The sequence below is a fragment of the Pseudoalteromonas sp. NZS71 genome (assembly GCF_015864715.1).
Classification (GTDB): Bacteria; Pseudomonadota; Gammaproteobacteria; order Enterobacterales; family Alteromonadaceae; genus Pseudoalteromonas; species Pseudoalteromonas arctica.
Map to the genome: position 1 here is coordinate 207,178 of NZ_JADYWS010000003.1, position 20,281 is coordinate 227,458.

Below are 20,281 nucleotides of genomic sequence, written 5' to 3' on the forward strand. Positions count from 1 at the left end.
TATTATGTCTGATATGACCCCAAGAGAAATTGTTCACGAGCTAGATCAGCACATTATAGGTCAGGCTAAAGCTAAAAAAGCAGTCGCTATTGCGCTTCGTAATCGCTGGCGCCGCATGCAATTAAATGAAGATTTACGCAGTGAAGTAACCCCAAAAAATATATTAATGATTGGTCCAACAGGCGTAGGTAAAACAGAAATTGCCCGCCGTTTAGCAAAACTTGCTAACGCACCATTCATTAAAGTAGAAGCGACTAAATTTACTGAAGTTGGTTATGTTGGTAAAGAAGTAGATACGATCATACGTGACCTCGTTGATGTTTCAATTAAAATGACTCGCGAACAGCAAACTAAAAAGTTTAAACATCGCGCCGAAGAAGCAGCAGAAGAGCGTATTTTAGATGCACTTTTACCACCGGTTAAAGATCAATATGGCGAAAGCCAACGCGACGATACTTCATCTACTCGCCAAACATTTCGTAAAAAATTACGTGAAGGTCAATTAGATGATAAAGAAATCGAGATTGAATTAGCGCAAGCTCAATCAAACGTAGAAATTATGGCGCCTCCTGGTATGGAAGATATGACCAACCAGTTACAAAGCATGTTTCAAAACATGGGCGGCGATAAACGCACTAAACGTAAGTTAAAAATTAAAGAGGCCTTCAAACTATTAACGGAAGAAGAAGCCGCTAAATTAGTAAACCCTGAAGAGCTAAAAGAACAAGCTATTTTTGCAGTAGAGCAAAACGGTATTGTGTTTATAGATGAAATAGACAAAATTTGTAAACGTGGTGATTCTTCAGGCCCTGATGTGAGCCGAGAAGGTGTTCAGCGCGACTTACTACCGCTAATTGAAGGCTCCACTGTAAATACTAAGCACGGAATGGTTAAAACTGACCATATGCTGTTTATTGCCTCTGGTGCGTTTCAGATGGCAAAGCCATCAGATATGATCCCAGAGCTACAGGGCCGCTTACCGATTCGAGTAGAACTTGAAGCACTTACTGCAGATGACTTTAAACGCATCCTTACAGAGCCTCATGCATCGCTTACCGAGCAACAACGAGAGCTGCTTAAAACTGAGCAGGTATCGATTGAGTTTAGCGACGATGCAATTGAGCGTATTGCCAAAGCAGCTTGGCAAGTTAACGAGAAAACCGAAAACATCGGTGCTCGTCGTCTACACACTGTAATGGAAAGATTGATGGAAGAAATTTCATACGACGCTTCTGAAAAAGCAGGCTCGTCATTAGTAATCGACGCCGCTTATGTTGAAAAACACTTAGGTGCACTTGTTGAAGATGAAGACTTAAGCCGCTTTATTCTATAAAACGAATATAAACGTTATACTAAAAGCCTCCAGATTGGGGGCTTTTTAATGGGATATATTAAATGAAACACGTAACAAAAGTGCATTACCACAGTGTAAGTAAAAATCTAGATGTTTACTTTGATGATGACAGTAAAGCTGTATTTAGCTGTGAGTTTTTACGTGTACACTCCCCTTCAGCTGAAGTGCAGGGCCATGGCTCTGGCCCAATGAAGCTAGTACTTAATAAGCAAGCTGTAGGAATAAAAAGTATTGTACCTGTTGGGCATTACGCACTTCGTTTAGATTTTGACGATGGCCATAACAGCGGACTATTTAGCTGGCGCTACTTTGAAAAACTACAACAGCAACAAGATACATTGTGGAGTGAATATTTAGCGCGGGTAACTGAACACGAAAAAAGTAAAGATAGCGTGCCTATAAAATTTGTTCCTTAAACTTTATAGGCCCGTTCTATTAAGCGTTATTAAACCTTAAATTTATCAATTGCAGTGAACAGAACGCGAGCCTGCTCAGAGACCTCTTCACTTGTTTGCGCATTGTTAGCAGCATGTTCAGTTGCGTCTTGTGCAATATCGCGAATTCTTACTACATTTTTATTAACCTCTGATGCCACTTGGCTTTGCTCATCAATAGCAACTGCTATTTGAGAGCTCATTTCCATTATTGTTTGTACATCTTCAGTAATTGCGCCTAATAGCTCACCTGCTTTAATTGCTTGCGAGGCACTTTCATCACCTTGAGAGCGACATTTGTGCATAATACTCACCACTTCTTGAGTACGCTGCTGTAAGGTACTTATAATACCTTCAATCTCACTTGTAGACTCTTGAGTACGCTTTGCTAATGAACGAACCTCATCTGCAACAACAGCAAAACCACGACCATACTCACCAGCACGGGCCGCTTCTATTGCCGCATTAAGTGCAAGTAAATTTGTTTGATCTGCAATCCCTCGAATTACATCAAGCACTGAACCAATTGTTTCACCATCTTTTTCAAGTTGCGACACTACATTTGATGCATTCCCCAGCGAATCAGATAGGGCCCTAATGTGCTTAACGGTAGAATCTACTTCACTACGCCCTTGTTGTGCACTTAAATTTGTTGACTCTGCTTTTTTCGCAGCCGCTTCAGTATTATGTGAAATATCCTGAATCGTCGCCTGCATTTCGGTGGCTGCCGTTGCAACCATGTCGGCTTCATGTAGTTGCTCTTGCATACCAGAGCTTGTTGCTGCGGTACTTTGTGATAAATGCTCTGTTGCTACATTAAGCGTGTTTAAAGCACCATTAACTTCGTTAATTAAGTTCTTAAAATCGCCTATTAAGCTATTAAAGTCGACCGTCATGGTGGTAATTTCGTCTTTACCAGTTTGCTCTATCATCACGCTCAAATCATTATTACGACGAATATCGTTAATGGTGTGATAAACCCGCTCAATAGGTACAATAATGGAGTGGCTTGTAAAATAAACGAGCGCTAATACAATCACACCTGCAATCACAAATACCAAAATAGCTAAAAATTGAGCCTGCTCTACACTTTGCTCTACTTGTAACTTAGTGTCTTTAACGATTTTAGAAACAATGGCGTCGCTTTTATCTACACTGTCACGCATTACTCCAAGTGCGCCTGACTCAAGATCTAGCCCTAGCTTAGTTTGCGCCTGCACAAGTGTTTGAAATTCGCTTTGGTATATATCAATCAAAGGATTAATTTGTGCTTTATAGTCGCTTGGCAGCTGTGCTGCAGCTATCTGCTGCTTAAATGTATTAATTCCCTCATTAAAACGCCCTAGGTACTTAATATCAAATCTCAGCATGAAATCTTTTTCTGAGCGTCTTAGTTGCAGCATTGACGACAGCAGTTGGTAATTTTGCTGCTCTTTTAATAGTTGCTCAACTTCATGAACCGAGCTTCTAAGCTTGCCATATAACCCGTCGGTCGGGGTTAAACCAATCTCTTTTTGAAGCTTAACAACAGTATCAAAATCATTATTATAGCTATTTATTAGTTGCTCAAAGCGCTGGACCTGCTCCTGTGCAATACCTTGGTTAGCCATTAACTGTTGTAACTTTTTTACTATATCACTTAACTGCTCAAAATCCGTTTCAAATGCAGTTAACGCGTCTTCTTGTTTATAAAACAAAAAGTTTTTTTCATGTTTACGCAATGCTAATGCATGTACGTTGAGCTCTTCTGCTAATTGAATAGTCTTGTTTAAGCTCAAGGTTGTACGTGATTCAAAAATAATCACGCATAAAAGGACCACCATTGCTAAACCAACAACGACTGCGTTTAGTTGTAAACGTCGTTTAATTGTTAAGTTTTGTAAAAAATTCATCGCTAACGCCTTTTTTAAATATGCATTTGTATTATAGCTAATAGATCAAAAGCGACTAATTAATTTAACTTTTTATTATTGGTAATTCTAAACAGTTTAAATGTGATGGCTATAAGGCGACACTATCCCACAAACCTTTATGTAACGATTGTGTGTTATTCCATTGTTGTTTAACCAACCAATCAATTAAAGGCGCGGGATCGCTGGGGTAATTTATTTGCTTGTTTTGCGGCGCGCTATTCCAATCATCAAGGGCTTGTGGGTTTAAATAGTTCATAACATGCGCCATGCCCATGGCAAATAAAGTTTGTGCATTTGCTGCTTGCTCAAACTGACCATCTAAAGGCTTTAATAGTAACTTTTTACCTAACTTAAGCGCTTCACTGGCAAGCTCAAATCCCGCGTTACCAATAACACCACTTGTGTTTGCTAAGTCGTTTAAAAAGCCAGAACGTGAAGGGGCTCGTAAATGTATATGTCCAAAAGACTGATTGCTGGCATTTGGGTGATAGCAATAAAATTCTTTTTCGGGAAAGTCTTTTAAATAATCAACAACGCTATCTAAGTTTTCGAAAGGTAAATATACCAATACCTTGTTCATTACTGCTACAGGGTTGTCGTGATTATGATGAGCAATAAAAGGCGGTATTATATTATTTGCAAATGGTTGCCAGTGCACGCCTAAGTAGGTAGTCGCTGGTGCATAATGCTTGATAAGTGATTTTCTCAGGACGCCACGACCAAACATAGGTACGTTATCTGACAAAAATGCTGCTTGGTGACTAATGCCAATAACGGGTATACCTGCCCGTTTTGCAGCCCATGCTGTGACTGGCTCAAAGTCATTAAGTACAAAATCGTACTGTTTTATCTCAAGCGATTTTATATCACTCACCAACTTACAAATTCGCATGTTTTTAAGTGTTTTTAAATTTTTAACTTGCCCATTTTCAGTGCTAAACGATAAACCACGATACGCTTTATAATCTGAGAATTCGTGCATATCAAAGTAATCTTTATTTGCGCGCCCTGAAAACACATAATCAACATCAATACCGAGCTTATTAAAGCAGCTTGCCATAACCCGAGCGCGCGTTATATGACCATTACCGGTACCTTGTACTCCATACAATATTTTCATGCAGGCACCACAAGTGCTAACGCAAATAAACCACAAAAACTACCAATCGTTGCGCCTATTATAATATCAGCAGGAAAGTGCACACCCAATACCACACGAGACATAGCAACGCCGGTAGCCCAACTAAATAGTAGTAACGCATATTCTGGAAAAAAATGGCTTAATATAATTGCCACTAAAAAGGCAGCTGCACTGTGACCCGATGGTAAACTAAATTTATCGCTTGGTACTATATAGGCATTTGTTACTAAGCAGTCGCATGGACGGATCCGAGCAAATCTATTTTTAGCTAGTAGGTAAATAGGTCTTTCTATAGCAAAACCAATTAATATAGTAACAGGCAATAATTGATGCTGTTCATTATTACTAAGCCACCACACTGCTAAGCATATTAATATATAAAGCTCACCATCACCGCTTTTAGACAAACCAAAGGCCATTGTTTTAAACCACCTCGGTGAATTGCAATTAAACAAAGTTAAAAATAATTGCTCATCTATCTGAGTTACCTTTTTAAGCATATTATTATTCATCACCATCCCTCATTGCATAACATATGAACACCGATTTAGCTTATGTGTTGTAAATAACAATTGAGTGACGCTTTTAATACACTATTATTGCGATTAATGATTTAGCGCTTGTTTTGCCTAAATTTACTGCGATTAAGTCGTTGTTATTGCTTATAAGGAGGGTATACTGAGATATAAATTAATGTACCTTTTGAGGATAAAATAATGGATTACAGCACTTCTGATTTATGCGACCACTTTGCTGACGTGGTTGACGTGCTAGAGCCAATGTTCATCAACTTTGGTGGTCGACACAGCTTTGGTGGCCGCATTAAAACGGTTAAATGTTTTGAAAATAATGAACTGATCCGCGAATTACTTTCTCAAGACGGTACAGACTTAGTGCTTCTTATTGACGGTGGTGGCTCAACTCGCCGTGCACTTATTGATATTGAATTGGCCGAACTTGCACTTGAAAATAACTGGAATGGTATTGTTGTTTACGGCGCAGTACGCCACGTTGATGAGCTTGAAGAACTTGATTTAGGCATTCAAGCAATTGCTTCTATCCCTGTTGCAGCTGACAGTGAAGGTGCTGGCGAGGATGCTATAGGCGTTAACTTTGCCGGTGTATCATTTTTTGATGATGACTTTATTTATGCCGATAGTACTGGCATTGTTTTATCTGCAGAAGAATTAGAATTGGAAGTTGTAGAAGTATAACGTGACCTCCCATTTAAAAGTATATGATGAAAGCGCGGTTAGAGCACTTTGCTCTAACCGCGTAAATGAAAAAAAAGCATGGCAATCAATGGCCTTGCTAGACACTCAAGTAAACCTGCAACAAGCACTTATTGACGCAGCTCAATTTGGCATTCGCTACGTACTTCTTGGTATTTGCGAAGATATTGGCCCAAAAGCCAATTTAGGAAATGGCGGTGCAAACGAAGCATGGCCTGCTTTTTTAAAACGTTTTTTAAACCAACCTCATAATCAATTTATTGCCACTCAAAAAGTACTTTTATTGGGTGAAGTAAATACTGATGATTTAATGGCGCAAAGCAACCAACTTAATAATCAGCAAGCCCAGCAGTTAACTCAATTACGAGATTTATGCCAACAACTTGATGAACGCGTAGAGTCAGTATTAAGCCTTATTTTTAAAGCAGGGCTTGAGCCAATCGTCATTGGCGGAGGTCACAATAATTGCTTAGGTATTATTCGCGCGCTAAGTAAGTCAAAAAACACGCCTGTTAATACTATCAATTTTGACCCTCATGCCGATTTTAGAGAATGTGAAGGTCGCCATAGTGGTAATGGCTTTCGCTACGCGTATAACGAGCAACATCTAAGTAATTACCATGTTATTGGCTTACATGAATTAAAAAACAATCAAGCAATTATAGATGCAATGAGTGAAGCTAACTTTAAATTTGATAGCTATCAATCTATACAAGTTAAGCGAAAAATTACACTAACGCAGGCAATTGAAAGTGCACTAAGTAATTTTAATGATTTACCGCTGGGTGTTGAAGTTGATTTAGATAGTATTACTTATATGCCAGTTAGTGCGTATACATATTGCGGATTTAGTGTGAGTGACACTGAGCACTTTGTGCATTTAGCTGCAAGCCATCGCTACTCTAAGTACTTACACTTATGTGAAGCAGCGCCTAGCCAGCACCCTAACGGAGTTGAGGCCGGATCTGCCCATGTAGGGCAAGTGATTAGTGCACTTGTAAATAGCTACCTACAAGCCAAAGAAAACACTTAACGTTGTTGAACCGATCGCCACTCTTTTAGCCAGCTCATTAAACCGATACTACTTAGCGGATGACCAAAGTAATAACCTTGTGCAGCATAACCTTTTAAGCTTTTTACAAACTTAAGTTGTTCAAGTGTTTCTACTCCTTCAAAAATTACTTTTGTTTTTTGTTGGCTATGCATATCAACCATTCCACCAACTAAACTGCGTATATTGTTTTGATTACTAAAGTCAGCGGTAAGTGAAGGTGAAACCTTAATATACTCAACCGCTAAACTTGGTAACTTAGAAAGTAGTACTGGATTATCACCAAGTCCATCCACACATACTTTTAAGCCTATGTTATTAAGTCTTGCGATCATGCCTCGGCCTTTGTCATCTAAACCAGCAAAAATATGTAAAGGGCATTCAACAATTAAGTCTCCCGCCTCTAAGTGATGTTCATTTATAACAACATCAACAAATTCAACAAACTCTTCATTTAGCATTTCAGGGCCAAATACGTTAATGCTAAGCGGTATAGAAATACCTTCTACTCTAAGCGCCATTGCAAGCTCAGCGGCTCTCTCCATTACAAATTTAGCAAGCGGGTAACCAAGCCCTGCTATTCTTATGTCGTCAATAAAACGATTAGCAGATAAAATTCCTTGCTTAGGGTGCTGCCAACGCAGTAGTAATTCTAAAAACTCAATTTGACCGTTTTCGTTACAAATTATAGGTTGAAAATAGAGTTCTAATTCGCTCGAAAAATCAATATTTGCCAATTCTTTTAGTCGCGCTTGTTGCTCTCGCAGTTCAATCATCATTTGTTGATGATAAGGCACAACCTTGCGATTTGGATGGCTATCGAGTGCTAGGTATGCGTACGATATTAAATTATCAAAGTTATTGTCTTGCTCATTACAATCAACATAGCTCGCCCTCGCTTTTACCTCTACAGTGCAGTTAGCAACATTAAATGGCTTAAGCGTTGCACCCAGTATTTGTTCAATAACCAACTCATGCAAATGTTTTTGATTCGCAAAACTACAAATAAATGCAAAGTTAAGGCCCCCTAAGTGGGCTAGCTTTTCTTGCCCAACTAAAGTCACTATTTCGTCACTTGAAAGCAGTTCTTTTATTCGATTAGCCGATTGTGCTAACAGTATATCGCCAAAGTCACGTCCAATGTGCTGGTTAACTTGTTCAAATCCTTCAAGACGAATAACGATTAACGCTGCACTTACTTGCTTATTGTCGCACCATGCATAGTAACCTTGACGTAACTGTTTTCTATCTGCAAAAACCGAAAGCGGAGACTCTTCAATAAATGCATCACCTGTAGGTTCTGGCTCTATCACTACTTCTATTTCAGCGCTTTCATCATTTAAAAAACCAACAATAGCTAATAATAATATCGCTAACACAACCCAAAATAACGGAACTTCCAATAATAAATGAGCTGAAAATAGAACAACAAATAAAAGACCAGCCATTGAGCTGGTAATAATCATGCTCCAATTATTTCGCTCGAAGGCTTGCCATAAATGAAAACAAAATCCAAAGGCAAGTAAAATGGCAAGCCAAGCTGCGCCCGTACTCAAAATAGCCAAACCAACAGCTGCTGTGCATAAATAGCTAAATTTAATACTGGCATTTTTAACGGCAAATAAAGTGGCAATCATCGCCATCAATAGTGCACCACTAAAAAAAATTGGGAAATTACTGTCGGTTAGTATGTTCAAATTAACGGCATCCGTATTCGCTAAAAAAGTTTAAACCAGGTTATATGTGGGTAAAAATAATACAAATTAGTTAATTCTACCCAAAATCCATAAATTTAACAGTTTATTTACGCCAAATTGGTAACTTAATTGTGATGGATGACTTATTTGCCAATGCGCAATATCAGCTCTTGCACCAACCTTTAAAATACCACGGTCGTCTAACCCTAGTGCTTTAGCAGCATTGCGAGTAACACCTGCCAATGCTTGCTCGGGTGTTAATCTAAACAATGTGCATGCCATATTCATCATCAAGTGCACTGAGCACAGCGGTGAAGTGCCAGGATTAAAATCACTCGCAATAGCTATAGGTACTTTATATTGATTAAGTAACTCAATAGGTGGGAATTTAGTTTCTCTTAAAAAATAAAATGCACCGGGCAATAACACCGCGACCGTCCCAGCGTTTGCCATGGCTTTTACACCCTCTTCATCGAGATGCTCAATATGATCTGCCGAAAGGCCATTGAACTGCGCCACCAGCTCAGCACCATGTTGATTAGATAACTGCTCAGCATGGCATTTTACTGGGAGGTTATGCTTTTTAGCCGCCTCAAAAACACGTTTGGTTTGCGAATAACTAAAGCCTACATTTTCACAAAATACATCGACTGCATCAGCAAGATTATTAGCCACTACCTGATCAAGCATGTCAGTACATACCAAATCAATATATTCATCAGCACGGCCTTTGTATTCAGGCGGTAGAGCATGCGCCCCTAAAAAAGTAGTTTTAATATCAATAGGATGATGCTCACCTAATAAACGAGCTACTTCTAATATTTTTATCTCGTTTTCAGTATCTAGCCCATAGCCTGACTTTATTTCAACAGTGGTTACACCTTCTTTTAACAACGTATTTAAGCGATCTTTTGCATCAACAAATAATTGCTCACAGTCGGCTGCTCTCGTCGCTTTAACCGTACTTGCTATGCCACCGCCTTGTGCCGCAATTTGCTCATAACTTACACCCTGCAAGCGCTGCTCAAACTCTTGCGACCTTGAACCTGCAAACACTAGATGCGTATGACAATCTATTAAGCCCGGCGTTAACCACTGCCCTTTTATACTCAATGTCGGCGTTGCAAACACATCAAAACTGGGCAACGTTGCTTGCTCTCCAATCCACGCAATTTTACCATTTTTAATAGCTATAGCAGCATTTTCGATTGCGCCATAAGGGGCATTTATATTGCTATCCATAGTGGCAATATTGGCATCAGTTAAAAGTAAGTCGATTTCTTCTAACTCATAATTTTTTGTTGTGCTTTGCATTTTACAGCCCTTTTTACGCCGAGAGTGATGAAAATATAGTCTAACAACCCACCTTGTATATACAAGGCAATTGTGTCATCTTATTTATATAGTTTATTTTTAATGTAACCATAAATTTAATGACGACACCTAAATTTGCGCAAATAAAACAATTCATTGTTGATAAAATTCGCAGCGGTACGTGGCAAGAAAACCAACGTGTTCCCTCTGAAAACGAACTAAGTAGTCAATTTAGTGTCAGCAGAATGACAGCCCGCCGAGCACTAAGCGAGTTAACCGAGGCAGGTATTTTAACCCGCAGCCAAGGGTTAGGTACATTTGTAGCCACATTTAAATCGCAGTCATCGTTACTCGAAATAAAAAACATTGCTGATGAAGTAAAAGAACGTAACGGCAACTACACCTGTAGTGTACTTATACTTGAATCAATAAATGCAGTCGCACCTATTGCCATTGCGCTTGGTGTTGAGATTGACAGTGTTGTATATCGAAGTGTACTCGTTCATAACGAAAACGACAGCCCCTTGCAGCTAGAAGAGCGTTTTGTAAACCCTGCGCTTGCGGCTGGTTACTTACAACAAGACTTTAGCACGCTTACACCTCATGAGTATCTATCTAGTGTTGCACCACTTACCCAAGCGAGGCATACCGTAGAGGCTATTATGCCAAACAGCGAAATGTGCCAATGGTTAAATTTATATAACGAAGAGCCATGCTTACAAGTTATTCGACGCACATGGTCTATTAACGGCATTGTAAGCTTTGCGCGCCTTGTATCACCAGGCAGTAAATATCGCTTAGGTGGACACTTAACATTTAAAAAATAACAAACAATAGCGCTTACTGCGCTTTTTTTATAACAAATCACCTTGTATATACAACAGGAGCAAAACATGAACAACCGACTCGACACAAGTCGCGTAATACGTGCACCTCATGGCGATAAAATAAGTGCTAAAAGCTGGCAAACTGAAGCTGCTAAGCGCATGCTAATGAATAATCTAGACCCTGAAGTTGCAGAACATCCTCATGCACTTGTTGTATATGGTGGTATTGGCCGAGCAGCTCGTGATTGGCCAAGTTATGACAAAATTATAGAAACCCTCGATAGACTCGAAAACGACGAAACTCTGCTTGTACAATCAGGAAAACCCGTTGGTGTATTTAAAACCCACAGTAATGCCCCTCGTGTACTTATTGCCAACTCAAACCTTGTTCCAAACTGGGCGAATTGGGAGCACTTTAACGAGCTCGATAAAAAAGGCTTGATGATGTACGGACAAATGACAGCGGGTTCTTGGATTTATATTGGCTCGCAAGGCATTGTACAAGGCACTTACGAGACCTTTATAGCCATGGCAAAGCAACATTTTTCAGGCAGTGCTAAAGGCAAGTGGGTATTAACGGGTGGCCTTGGTGGTATGGGCGGTGCGCAACCACTTGCCGCTACAATGGCAGGGTTTAGTGCGCTAGTTGTTGAATGTGATGAAAGCCGTATCGATTTTCGTATAAAAACAGGTTACGTTGATGTAAAAGCAACGAACCTTGAACACGCACTGCAATTAATAACCGACGCGTGCATAAAAGGTGAAGCCCTATCAGTTGGCTTACTTGGTAACGCTGCCGATGTATTTAGTACACTGGTTAAAACAGGTATTACACCTGATGTAGTCACAGATCAAACATCAGCTCACGATCCATTAAATGGTTACTTACCACAAAACTGGACAATGGAGCACGCAGCAAAAATGCGTGAGCAAGATCCAAAAGCGGTAGTAAAAGCTGCTAAACAATCAATGGCAGTCCAAGTTAGAGCCATGCTGGCGCTGCAAAAAGCGGGTGCCGCCACTACTGATTACGGAAATAATATTCGTCAAATGGCGTTTGATGAAGGTGTTACCAACGCGTTTGATTTTCCTGGATTTGTACCCGCCTATATTCGCCCTTTATTTTGTGAAGGTATTGGACCATTTAGATGGGTAGCATTATCGGGCGATCCAGAAGATATTTATAAAACCGATGCAAAAGTAAAAGAGCTTATTCCTGATGATGCACATTTGCATAACTGGCTTGATATGGCGCGTGAACGCATTCAATTTCAAGGGCTACCTGCACGTATTTGTTGGGTAGGTTTAAAAGATAGAGCACGCCTTGCATTGGCCTTTAACGAAATGGTTAAAAATGGCGAACTTAAAGCCCCTATCGTTATTGGTCGCGATCACCTCGACTCTGGCTCAGTTGCCAGCCCTAACCGCGAAACAGAAAGTATGAAAGATGGCTCTGATGCGGTATCGGATTGGCCATTACTCAATGCACTGCTTAATACAGCAAGTGGCGCTACTTGGGTGTCCCTTCATCATGGCGGCGGTGTAGGTATGGGCTTTAGTCAGCACTCTGGTGTGGTTATTGTTGCCGATGGTACAAATGAAGCTAAAGAGTGTATTGCTCGCGTACTTTGGAACGACCCTGCAACGGGTGTAATGCGCCATGCTGATGCTGGATACGACATAGCAAAGAACTGCGCTAAAGAACAAAATTTAGACCTACCAATGTTAGACAAGGAATAATCATGTTCGAACTTACTCTCACTCCAGGCTCACTTAATTTAAACACGCTAAGAAAAATTAATAATTCACCAGTAAAGTTAAGCCTTGTACAGCATGCTGAATCACAAATAGCTGCCAGCGCACAAACCGTTCAAAACGTTATTAATGAGCACCGCACTGTATACGGGATTAACACCGGCTTTGGGTTATTAGCTAATACCAAAATAGCCGACGACGAACTTGAATTATTACAGCGCTCCATTGTGCTTTCACACGCTGCGGGCATTGGCGAATACATGGATGACAGCACAGTAAGGTTAATGATCACCTTAAAAGTAAACTCGCTTTCGCGCGGCTACTCGGGTATTCGCCTGCAAGTAATCCAATTTTTTATGCAGCTGCTTAGTAGCGAAGTATATCCGTGCGTGCCTAAAAAGGGCTCCGTGGGGGCATCGGGGGATTTAGCCCCTCTTGCGCATATGTGCCTACCTTTATTAGCTGAAGGTCAAATGCGACATAAAGGAAAAATAATTAGTGCAGCACAAGGGTTAAAAATAGCGGGGCTTGAACCTCTTACCCTTGCAGCTAAAGAAGGCTTAGCATTATTAAATGGCACACAAGCGTCAACTGCGTTTGCACTACAAGGCCTATTTAGAAGCGAGAACTTATATGCACAAAGCTGCGTTATCGGCTCGATAAGCATAGAAGCTGCAATGGGCAGTCGCGCGCCATTTGATGCACGTATTCATGATATTCGTGGTCAGCGCGGACAAATAGACACCGCTCAAGTATTTAGAGAGCTACTCGATACGCACTCTCAAATTAGTGATTCCCACGTCAATTGTGAAAAAGTACAAGATCCATACTGCCTTCGCTGCCAACCTCAAGTGCTAGGTGCTTGCCTAACTCAGATACGCCAAGCCGCAGAAGTGTTGCTATGCGAGTCAAACGGTGTAACCGATAATCCGCTAGTTTTTGCCGATGTAGGCGACATCATTTCTGGAGGGAATTTTCATGCAGAACCCGTTGCAATGGCTGCCGATAACCTCGCTATTGCGATTGCCGAAATTGGTGCTTTAGCAGAAAGACGAATTGCATTACTTATTGACTCAAACCTATCTAAGTTACCGCCATTTTTGGTTGAAAACGGCGGGGTAAATTCAGGTTTTATGATTGCTCAAGTAACCGCTGCTGCGCTTGCGTCAGAAAACAAATCATTAGCACATCCGGCTTCGGTCGATAGCTTGCCTACATCTGCAAATCAAGAAGATCATGTATCTATGGCAACCTTTGCAGCAAGGCGCTTAGATGAAATGGCCAATAATACCCAAGGTGTTTTGGCAATAGAATGGTTAGCATCGGTTCAAGGGCTAGAATTTAGAAAGCCGCTTGAACCATCAAATAAAGTGCAAAGCGCTAAAGCGTTATTACGCGAGCATGTGAGTTATTATGATAAAGACCGCTACTTTGCTCCCGATATCGAAGCTGCTAATACATTACTAAGTGAAGGTAAGCTATGCGACTTCATAGAGAGCAGTCCCCTGCCTTCAGCATATTAAATACCATATTGGTAAGTAAAGCCTAGCGCTTCAATAGCTGAGCCAATAACTTTGCGCTCAGCTTTATCATCACTGGTAAAGCGTGGTAACTCGCCACCATGTTCTGCACACTTCACTGCGTAGTATTCAGCTTTTGTCGGGTGCGCAGGATTAACAACATTATAAATATTTTGCCCTACTTGCCAGTGCTCTATCACCGCAAAGATAGCATTAATTACATCTTGTTGGTGCACCATATTTACTACTTGCTCACTTGATGTATTAAGCTCTTTGCCTGCCACAAAACGACCAGGTTCTCTATTAGGCCCTAGTAATCCAGCTAAACGCAGCACTTTCCCGTCTTGCTCAAGTACTTGCTCTTCTGCCTCATAGAGCTTTATTTGGCGCTCGTTTGTGCATGAAATATCGCAACTTTCGCTATATACACCAGGCTCTTGATCGTATACCCCGGTTGACGAGCATAATAAAAAGCCCTTTGCGTTTAACTCCTTTGAAAGCTTAAGCGCTGCGGTGAGTGTTTCAGGATAATTACTTTCACTGTGCCTGCTACGTGGTGGAATAGCACATACCCAATAAGCATTTTGTAAATCAACTTGATGTCTTAATTGCCCATCTTCAAGTGTAAACTGACGCTCAAAGTCAAACTCGTGTATATCTGTTCTATGCGTTCCTTGTACTTGCCAATCAGCTTTTTGCGCACTTACGCATAACGCATGTCCTAACCAACCTGCACCTAATACTACTAATTTATTACTTTTATTTGTCATTTTTGTATAAGCCTTTATTTTAAACGCATAATTAGTTCTTTCTATCTAACTTTATAGAGATTTTAAGTAAGATATGATTAGATATAATTTCATAAATAATAAAAATATGCGTACTCATGCTAAATAATTTATCATTACGGAAGAAAATATTATTATTGATTGGTGGAACAATTACCGTTTTACTAATTATTGCCTCAACATTTTTTGTTAAACACATTGCCAACCTCTCTAGAGAAAACATAGAAAATGAAGCGCAAAGTTATCTACAGACCGAGCAACTTTCAATGCAAAGTTACTTTGCGATGTACGGAAAAATGGTATCAACCTTTGTTAATAACCCACATTTAATCAACTTTTTTGAAAATTGGGATACTCGCGATCAAGCACTTGAAAGCGCCCCTGGCTACAACGAAGTAAACCAAGACTTTGTCCGTTTAAGCTCAAATGACGAAAACATTTTATCGGCCTTTTTTGCCTCAGCAACCACCGGTGAATACTTTAAAGAAAATGAACGTACAAGTCACTACAACGGCCAGCCTTATTACGCCTACAAGCGTGGTTGGTGGCAAGAAGCCATGCAAGTTAACAAACTTTACGTAGGTCCAATCTCTGTTGATTTAACCACAGGCGTAGCATCCGCAGTAGTACAACAACCTGTTTATAACGCACAGCGTAAACTCATTGGTATGGGCGGTGTTGATTTACAACTAAACAAAATTAACGACATGGTCGAAAATATTCGCTTTAACGGCCAAGGTTATGGATTTTTACTCGATGGAAATCAAAAAGTAGTTCACTTTTCAAAAGCCACAGGACACAAACTTTCAATTACAGATGAAGGTGCAAACGGTAAAGAAGGACTCGATGCGCTTGAGCAACAGTTTACAGATACAGCAGGCTTTAAAGAATTAAATACACAAATGCGAAATAACCTTAAAGGCAGCCAAATGGTTACTTTTAAAGGTGAGCAGTTTTATGTGGTTTACCATCGTCTGCAGCTAGAGCAGCCTTATATAGATTGGTATGTAGGTCTACTTATTCCTACTAGCATGATTGAAGAGCCCGTAAATGCCGCAGTAACCGCAACAACAACTGCAGTAGTTATTATCTTAATTATTATATTAGCCATGATTTTATGGGCTACCCATATGATTTCAAAACCCATCACAACACTTACGCACATTATGCGTGATATAGCATCGGGCGAAGGCGACCTTACTCAAAAAATTGATATTAATAGTCAAGATGAAGTGGGACAGCTGGCCAATCATATGAACACTTTTATTGATAAGTTACGCGCCATGATGCTAGAAACCGCAGCGCAAGCAGAACAGCTAAGTAATGCAGCAGCTCAGCTAAGACATGTTTCTGAGCAAACTAATTCTGAAATTCAGCAAGAGAAGCAGCAAGTTGATAGCGTCAGCGCTGCGGTAACTGAAATGGCGACTACTGTGCTTGAAATATCACGTAATGCACAACATACAAATAACGCAGCTGAAGAAGTTCAGGCAATTACAGCTGAAGGTGCAAGCCGTTCTACACAGGCGCAAAAAGTAATGACTGAGCTGGCGTTGCATATTGGCGAAGCATCTAAAGTGGTAGCAGGCCTTGAACAAGAAAGTAATAACATTGGTGCGCTAGTCGACGTAATTAATTCAATTGCCGATCAAACCAACTTACTTGCACTGAATGCGGCTATAGAGGCAGCTCGTGCCGGTGAACACGGTCGAGGCTTTGCCGTTGTTGCTGATGAAGTACGCTCACTAGCAAGTCGCACACAAGAATCAACAGACGATATTCGTAATATGATTTCGCGCTTGCAGCAAATAGCTCAACAGGCCTCAGTGATGATGCAACAAGGACAAGATCAAACCGAGGGCTCAGTACTGCAAACTAAAGAAGTACTTAGCTCACTTCACAATATTGCGCAGTCGGTCACTAAAGTACAAGACCAAAGTCATCAAATAGCCACGTCAACTGAGGAGCAAACAGTCGTTGCTGAAGATATTAATACGAGCCTTTCGGCAATTAATAACTTAGTGAACAGTACCGCTGACCATGCGCACACCCTCGCTGACGAAGCTCGTGACTTAAGTGATTTAGCTGCAGCACTTAACAAAACGGTTAACCAATTTAAATTATAAAACACTCATTTAATAGCTGTGTTTAAGCGTCAAACTTAAGCGCAGCTATAACCCTTGTTTTTAATTTATTTAGCACCATATCTTTACAGTTCGCTACTATTTTTACTGTAATTGAGTAATACAAAGTTATTTTTACGAACCAGATCAAATTTTTCGATTTTATACACAGATCTTTTTATTGAGATAGTTTGTTGTTTGGCAGAGTCTGGTATAGTAGCGCACGTAATAAACAGTGCTTTTTGAGCGGTTTAATACAATATTGCTAATTAATATGTTCTAAGTGTTATTTAAAAGCACATATTAATTACCAATTGTTAAAAATGGGTTAGCCGATACTCGGCTGACAAAGAATACATTGTAACGGTTTTATCATGATATCTAATTTATTTACCAAGCTTTTTGGTAGTCGCAATGACCGCACTATTAAAAACTTAAGAAAGACGGTCGCGCTAATCAATGCGCTAGAAACGCAACTTGAAGCGCTTTCTGATGAAGATTTAAGAGCTAAAACAGCTGAGTTTAGAGAACGTTACGATAACGGACAAGGCCTTGACGATATCCTACCTGAAGCTTTTGCTGTGGTACGTGAAGCGTCAAAGCGTGTAAATGGCATGCGTCATTTCGACGTGCAGTTATTAGGTGGTATGGTTTTACATCAAGGTCGCATTGCAGAAATGCGTACCGGTGAAGGTAAAACACTAACAGCTACCCTACCAGCTTATTTAAACGGCTTAACAGGCAAAGGTGTTCACGTAATTACTGTGAATGACTACCTTGCTAAACGTGATGCTGAAACCAACCGTGCGTTATTTGAATTTTTAGGCCTTACTGTAGGCTGTAACGTACCGGGTATGATGCCACAGCAGAAGAAGCTAGCTTATACTGCTGACATTACGTACGGTACAAATAACGAATTTGGTTTTGACTACCTTCGCGATAATATGGCTTTTAGCATTGATGAACGTGTTCAGCGTCCATTATTTTATGCCGTAGTCGATGAAGTGGATTCAATCTTAATTGATGAAGCGCGTACTCCGCTTATTATTTCAGGCCCAGCTGAGGACAGCTCTGAGCTATACACTGAAATAAATACCATCGTTCCTTTACTTGAACTTCAAGAAAAAGAAGACGAAGAAGGTGTTGAAGGCGACGGCGATTACACTATTGATGAAAAGTCTAAGCAAGTTCATTTAACAGAACGTGGTCAAATTAAAGTAGAAGAGCTACTTACTGAACGCGGCTTAATTGAAGAAGGCGATTCGCTTTACTCAGCAGCAAGCATTACGCTACTAAGTCACGTTTATGCGGCCCTTCGTGCCCACAAGCTATACCAAAAAGATGTTGATTACGTAGTAAAAGAAAACGAAGTAATCATTATCGATGAGCATACTGGTCGTTCAATGGAAGGTCGTCGTTGGTCAGAAGGTTTACACCAAGCTGTTGAAGCTAAAGAAGGTGTAAATATTCAGAACGAAAACCAAACACTTGCATCTATTACGTTCCAAAACTACTTCCGTTTATACGAAACATTAGCAGGTATGACAGGTACTGCCGATACTGAAGCTTTTGAGTTTCAATCTATCTACGGCCTAGATACTGTTGTTATGCCAACTAATAAGCCAATGGTTCGTGATGATCGCGCCGACTTAGTTTATCTAACGCAAGAAGAAAAATACGAAGCAATTTTAATTGACATTAAAGACTGCCAAGACCGCGGACAACCGGTACTTGTAGGTACTATTTCAATTGAAAGTTCTGAGTATTTATCACAGTTTTTACGCAAAGAAAAAATTAAGCACAACGTACTTAATGCTAAATTTCATGCGCAAGAAGCTGACATCGTTTCAGACGCGGGCCTGCCAGGTACAGTAACAATTGCAACCAACATGGCCGGTCGTGGTACCGATATCGTGTTAGGCGGCAACTGGAACAGTGAAGTTGAAAAACTTGAGAACCCAACTGCTGAGCAAATTGCTGATATTAAAGCGGCTTGGAAAATTCGCCATGATGCAGTAATTGATGCCGGCGGTTTACATATCATTGGTACTGAACGTCACGAATCTCGTCGTATAGATAACCAATTACGTGGTCGTTCTGGTCGTCAAGGTGACGCCGGCTCTAGCCGTTTCTACCTATCGATGGACGATGCACTAATGCGTATCTTCGCTGGTGAACGCATGACTAACATGATGCGTAAACTAGGTATGCAACGCGGTGAAGCAATTGAACATCCATGGGTTAACCGTGCGATTGAAAATGCACAGCGTAAAGTAGAAGCACGTAACTTTGATGTTCGTAAGCAATTACTTGAGTACGATGATGTAGCAAACGATCAACGCCGCGTTGTTTACTCTCAACGTAATGAGCTACTTGAAGAAGGCGATATTTCAGAAACTATCACAGCAATTCGTGGTGATGTTCTTGCTGGTGTAATTGATCAGTACATTGCACCGCAAAGCCTTGCTGAAATGTGGGATATTCCTGGCCTTGAAGAGCGTTTAAAACAAGATTTCTTAATTGAGTTACCAATCACTCAGTGGTTAGCTGATGACAATAAGCTATATGAAGAAAAGCTTCGTGAGCGTATTGAAGAAGCTGTTGAGCAGTCATACAAGCAAAAAGAAGAGCAAGTAGGCGATTCTGTTTTACGTCAGTTTGAAAAAGCGATTATGCTACAAAGTCTTGATCAACATTGGAAAGATCACCTTGCTGCGATGGATCACTTACGCCAAGGTATTCATTTACGTGGTTACGCGCAAAAGAATCCTAAGCAAGAGTACAAGCGTGAATCGTTTGAGTTGTTTTCTGAAATGCTTGAAAACTTGAAAGTAGATGTTGTAAGCATCCTAAGTAAAGTACAAGTACGCGCAGAAGAAGATGTTGAAAAAGTAGAAGAGCAACACCGTAAAAGTGAAAATGCTCCTCGCGAATACCAACATGAAGAAGCTGAGCAAGTAGGTGGCGAAGCGCCAGCACCAGAAACAGCGACTGTAATGGCTCGTACAGAACCAAAAGTAGGTCGTAATGACCCTTGCCCTTGTAAATCAGGTCAAAAATTCAAACAATGTTGCGGTAAATTAAAATAGCCCAATATTGTTATTAGCTTATTAAAAAGCGGCGCTAGCGTCG

15 protein-coding genes are annotated in these 20,281 nt (G+C 40.4%); 9 read left to right on the plus strand and 6 right to left on the minus strand.

Annotated elements, in window-relative coordinates; translation table 11 throughout:
* Positions 1-4: 4 nt before the first annotated feature.
* Together hslU and I6E85_RS03145 are read left to right on the plus strand one after the other, a co-directional pair.
* Complete coding sequence (gene hslU / locus I6E85_RS03140) at positions 5-1,333, plus strand: HslU--HslV peptidase ATPase subunit (protein WP_024589894.1); 1,329 nt, start codon at positions 5-7, stop codon at positions 1,331-1,333.
* Positions 1,334-1,395: 62 nt separating this feature from the next.
* The gene (locus I6E85_RS03145) at positions 1,396-1,770 is read left to right on the plus strand and encodes a gamma-butyrobetaine hydroxylase-like domain-containing protein (RefSeq protein ID WP_002958364.1); all 375 of its coding nucleotides are present in this window, start codon (positions 1,396-1,398) and stop codon (positions 1,768-1,770) included.
* Between the two features lie 29 nt (positions 1,771-1,799).
* Here I6E85_RS03145 and I6E85_RS03150 read toward each other — a convergent pair whose 3' ends face one another.
* From I6E85_RS03150 to I6E85_RS03160, 3 genes are all read right to left on the minus strand, one after another.
* Complete coding sequence (locus I6E85_RS03150) at positions 1,800-3,680, minus strand: methyl-accepting chemotaxis protein (protein WP_024589895.1); 1,881 nt, start codon at positions 3,678-3,680, stop codon at positions 1,800-1,802.
* Between the two features lie 109 nt (positions 3,681-3,789).
* Complete coding sequence (locus I6E85_RS03155; protein ID WP_002958362.1) at positions 3,790-4,821, minus strand: MJ1255/VC2487 family glycosyltransferase; 1,032 nt, start codon at positions 4,819-4,821, stop codon at positions 3,790-3,792.
* Positions 4,818-5,357, minus strand: a complete 540-nt coding sequence (locus I6E85_RS03160) for a phosphatase PAP2 family protein (RefSeq protein ID WP_024608106.1) — start codon at positions 5,355-5,357, stop codon at positions 4,818-4,820. The genes I6E85_RS03155 and I6E85_RS03160 overlap by 4 nt, the downstream gene beginning before the upstream one ends.
* A gap of 201 nt (positions 5,358-5,558) precedes the next feature.
* Here I6E85_RS03160 and rraA point away from each other — a divergent pair, with 201 nt between their 5' ends.
* Positions 5,559-6,056, plus strand: coding sequence for a ribonuclease E activity regulator RraA (gene rraA, locus I6E85_RS03165; RefSeq protein ID WP_002959955.1), 498 nt, complete (start codon positions 5,559-5,561; stop codon positions 6,054-6,056).
* A gap of 1 nt (position 6,057) precedes the next feature.
* On the plus strand, positions 6,058-7,107 hold the full coding sequence (locus tag I6E85_RS03170; RefSeq protein ID WP_024589897.1) for a formimidoylglutamase: 1,050 nt from the start codon (positions 6,058-6,060) through the stop codon (positions 7,105-7,107).
* Here the strand turns inward: I6E85_RS03170 and I6E85_RS03175 are convergent.
* Both I6E85_RS03175 and hutI read right to left on the minus strand, forming a co-directional pair.
* On the minus strand, positions 7,104-8,768 hold the full coding sequence (locus I6E85_RS03175) for a GGDEF domain-containing phosphodiesterase (RefSeq protein ID WP_024589898.1): 1,665 nt from the start codon (positions 8,766-8,768) through the stop codon (positions 7,104-7,106). The two genes, I6E85_RS03170 and I6E85_RS03175, sit on opposite strands and share 4 nt — an antisense overlap.
* A gap of 120 nt (positions 8,769-8,888) precedes the next feature.
* On the minus strand, positions 8,889-10,136 hold the full coding sequence (hutI, locus tag I6E85_RS03180) for an imidazolonepropionase (protein ID WP_024589899.1): 1,248 nt from the start codon (positions 10,134-10,136) through the stop codon (positions 8,889-8,891).
* A gap of 119 nt (positions 10,137-10,255) precedes the next feature.
* On the opposite strand from hutI, the gene hutC reads away from it, so the two are divergent.
* The 3 genes from hutC (at position 10,256) to hutH (ending at position 14,241) form a co-directional block, all read left to right on the plus strand.
* The gene (gene hutC, locus I6E85_RS03185) at positions 10,256-10,963 is read left to right on the plus strand and encodes a histidine utilization repressor (protein ID WP_007582045.1); all 708 of its coding nucleotides are present in this window, start codon (positions 10,256-10,258) and stop codon (positions 10,961-10,963) included.
* A 66-nt stretch (positions 10,964-11,029) separates the two neighbouring features.
* Positions 11,030-12,703, plus strand: coding sequence for a urocanate hydratase (gene hutU, locus I6E85_RS03190; RefSeq protein WP_197236587.1), 1,674 nt, complete (start codon positions 11,030-11,032; stop codon positions 12,701-12,703).
* A gap of 2 nt (positions 12,704-12,705) precedes the next feature.
* Positions 12,706-14,241, plus strand: coding sequence for a histidine ammonia-lyase (gene hutH / locus I6E85_RS03195; RefSeq protein WP_024589901.1), 1,536 nt, complete (start codon positions 12,706-12,708; stop codon positions 14,239-14,241).
* Here hutH and I6E85_RS03200 read toward each other — a convergent pair.
* Positions 14,238-15,008 carry an NADP-binding protein gene (locus I6E85_RS03200; RefSeq protein WP_008137681.1) on the minus strand — a complete coding sequence of 257 codons (771 nt, stop codon included), beginning with the start codon at positions 15,006-15,008 and terminating at the stop codon, positions 14,238-14,240. The genes hutH and I6E85_RS03200 overlap by 4 nt on opposite strands.
* A gap of 116 nt (positions 15,009-15,124) precedes the next feature.
* Here I6E85_RS03200 and I6E85_RS03205 point away from each other — a divergent pair, with 116 nt between their 5' ends.
* Both I6E85_RS03205 and secA read left to right on the plus strand, forming a co-directional pair.
* Positions 15,125-17,152, plus strand: coding sequence for a methyl-accepting chemotaxis protein (locus I6E85_RS03205; RefSeq protein ID WP_024589902.1), 2,028 nt, complete (start codon positions 15,125-15,127; stop codon positions 17,150-17,152).
* 371 nt (positions 17,153-17,523) lie between these two features.
* Positions 17,524-20,238 carry a preprotein translocase subunit SecA gene (gene secA, locus I6E85_RS03210; protein WP_024600415.1) on the plus strand — a complete coding sequence of 905 codons (2,715 nt, stop codon included), beginning with the start codon at positions 17,524-17,526 and terminating at the stop codon, positions 20,236-20,238.
* Positions 20,239-20,281 lie beyond the last annotated feature (43 nt).

What these genes read in the sequence shown, in the direction of transcription:
- hslU (WP_024589894.1), top strand. Translation starts at nt 5, where the DNA reads ATGTCTGATATGACCCCAAGAGAAATTGTTCACGAGCTAGATCAGCAC.
- I6E85_RS03145 (WP_002958364.1), top strand. Translation starts at nt 1,396, where the DNA reads ATGAAACACGTAACAAAAGTGCATTACCACAGTGTAAGTAAAAATCTA.
- I6E85_RS03150 (WP_024589895.1), bottom strand. Translation starts at nt 3,680, where the DNA reads ATGAATTTTTTACAAAACTTAACAATTAAACGACGTTTACAACTAAAC.
- I6E85_RS03155 (WP_002958362.1), bottom strand. Translation starts at nt 4,821, where the DNA reads ATGAAAATATTGTATGGAGTACAAGGTACCGGTAATGGTCATATAACG.
- rraA (WP_002959955.1), top strand. Translation starts at nt 5,559, where the DNA reads ATGGATTACAGCACTTCTGATTTATGCGACCACTTTGCTGACGTGGTT.
- I6E85_RS03175 (WP_024589898.1), bottom strand. Translation starts at nt 8,768, where the DNA reads ATGGCGATGATTGCCACTTTATTTGCCGTTAAAAATGCCAGTATTAAA.
- hutI (WP_024589899.1), bottom strand. Translation starts at nt 10,136, where the DNA reads ATGCAAAGCACAACAAAAAATTATGAGTTAGAAGAAATCGACTTACTT.
- hutC (WP_007582045.1), top strand. Translation starts at nt 10,256, where the DNA reads ATGACGACACCTAAATTTGCGCAAATAAAACAATTCATTGTTGATAAA.
- hutU (WP_197236587.1), top strand. Translation starts at nt 11,030, where the DNA reads ATGAACAACCGACTCGACACAAGTCGCGTAATACGTGCACCTCATGGC.
- hutH (WP_024589901.1), top strand. Translation starts at nt 12,706, where the DNA reads ATGTTCGAACTTACTCTCACTCCAGGCTCACTTAATTTAAACACGCTA.
- I6E85_RS03200 (WP_008137681.1), bottom strand. Translation starts at nt 15,008, where the DNA reads ATGACAAATAAAAGTAATAAATTAGTAGTATTAGGTGCAGGTTGGTTA.
- I6E85_RS03205 (WP_024589902.1), top strand. Translation starts at nt 15,125, where the DNA reads ATGCTAAATAATTTATCATTACGGAAGAAAATATTATTATTGATTGGT.
- secA (WP_024600415.1), top strand. Translation starts at nt 17,524, where the DNA reads ATGATATCTAATTTATTTACCAAGCTTTTTGGTAGTCGCAATGACCGC.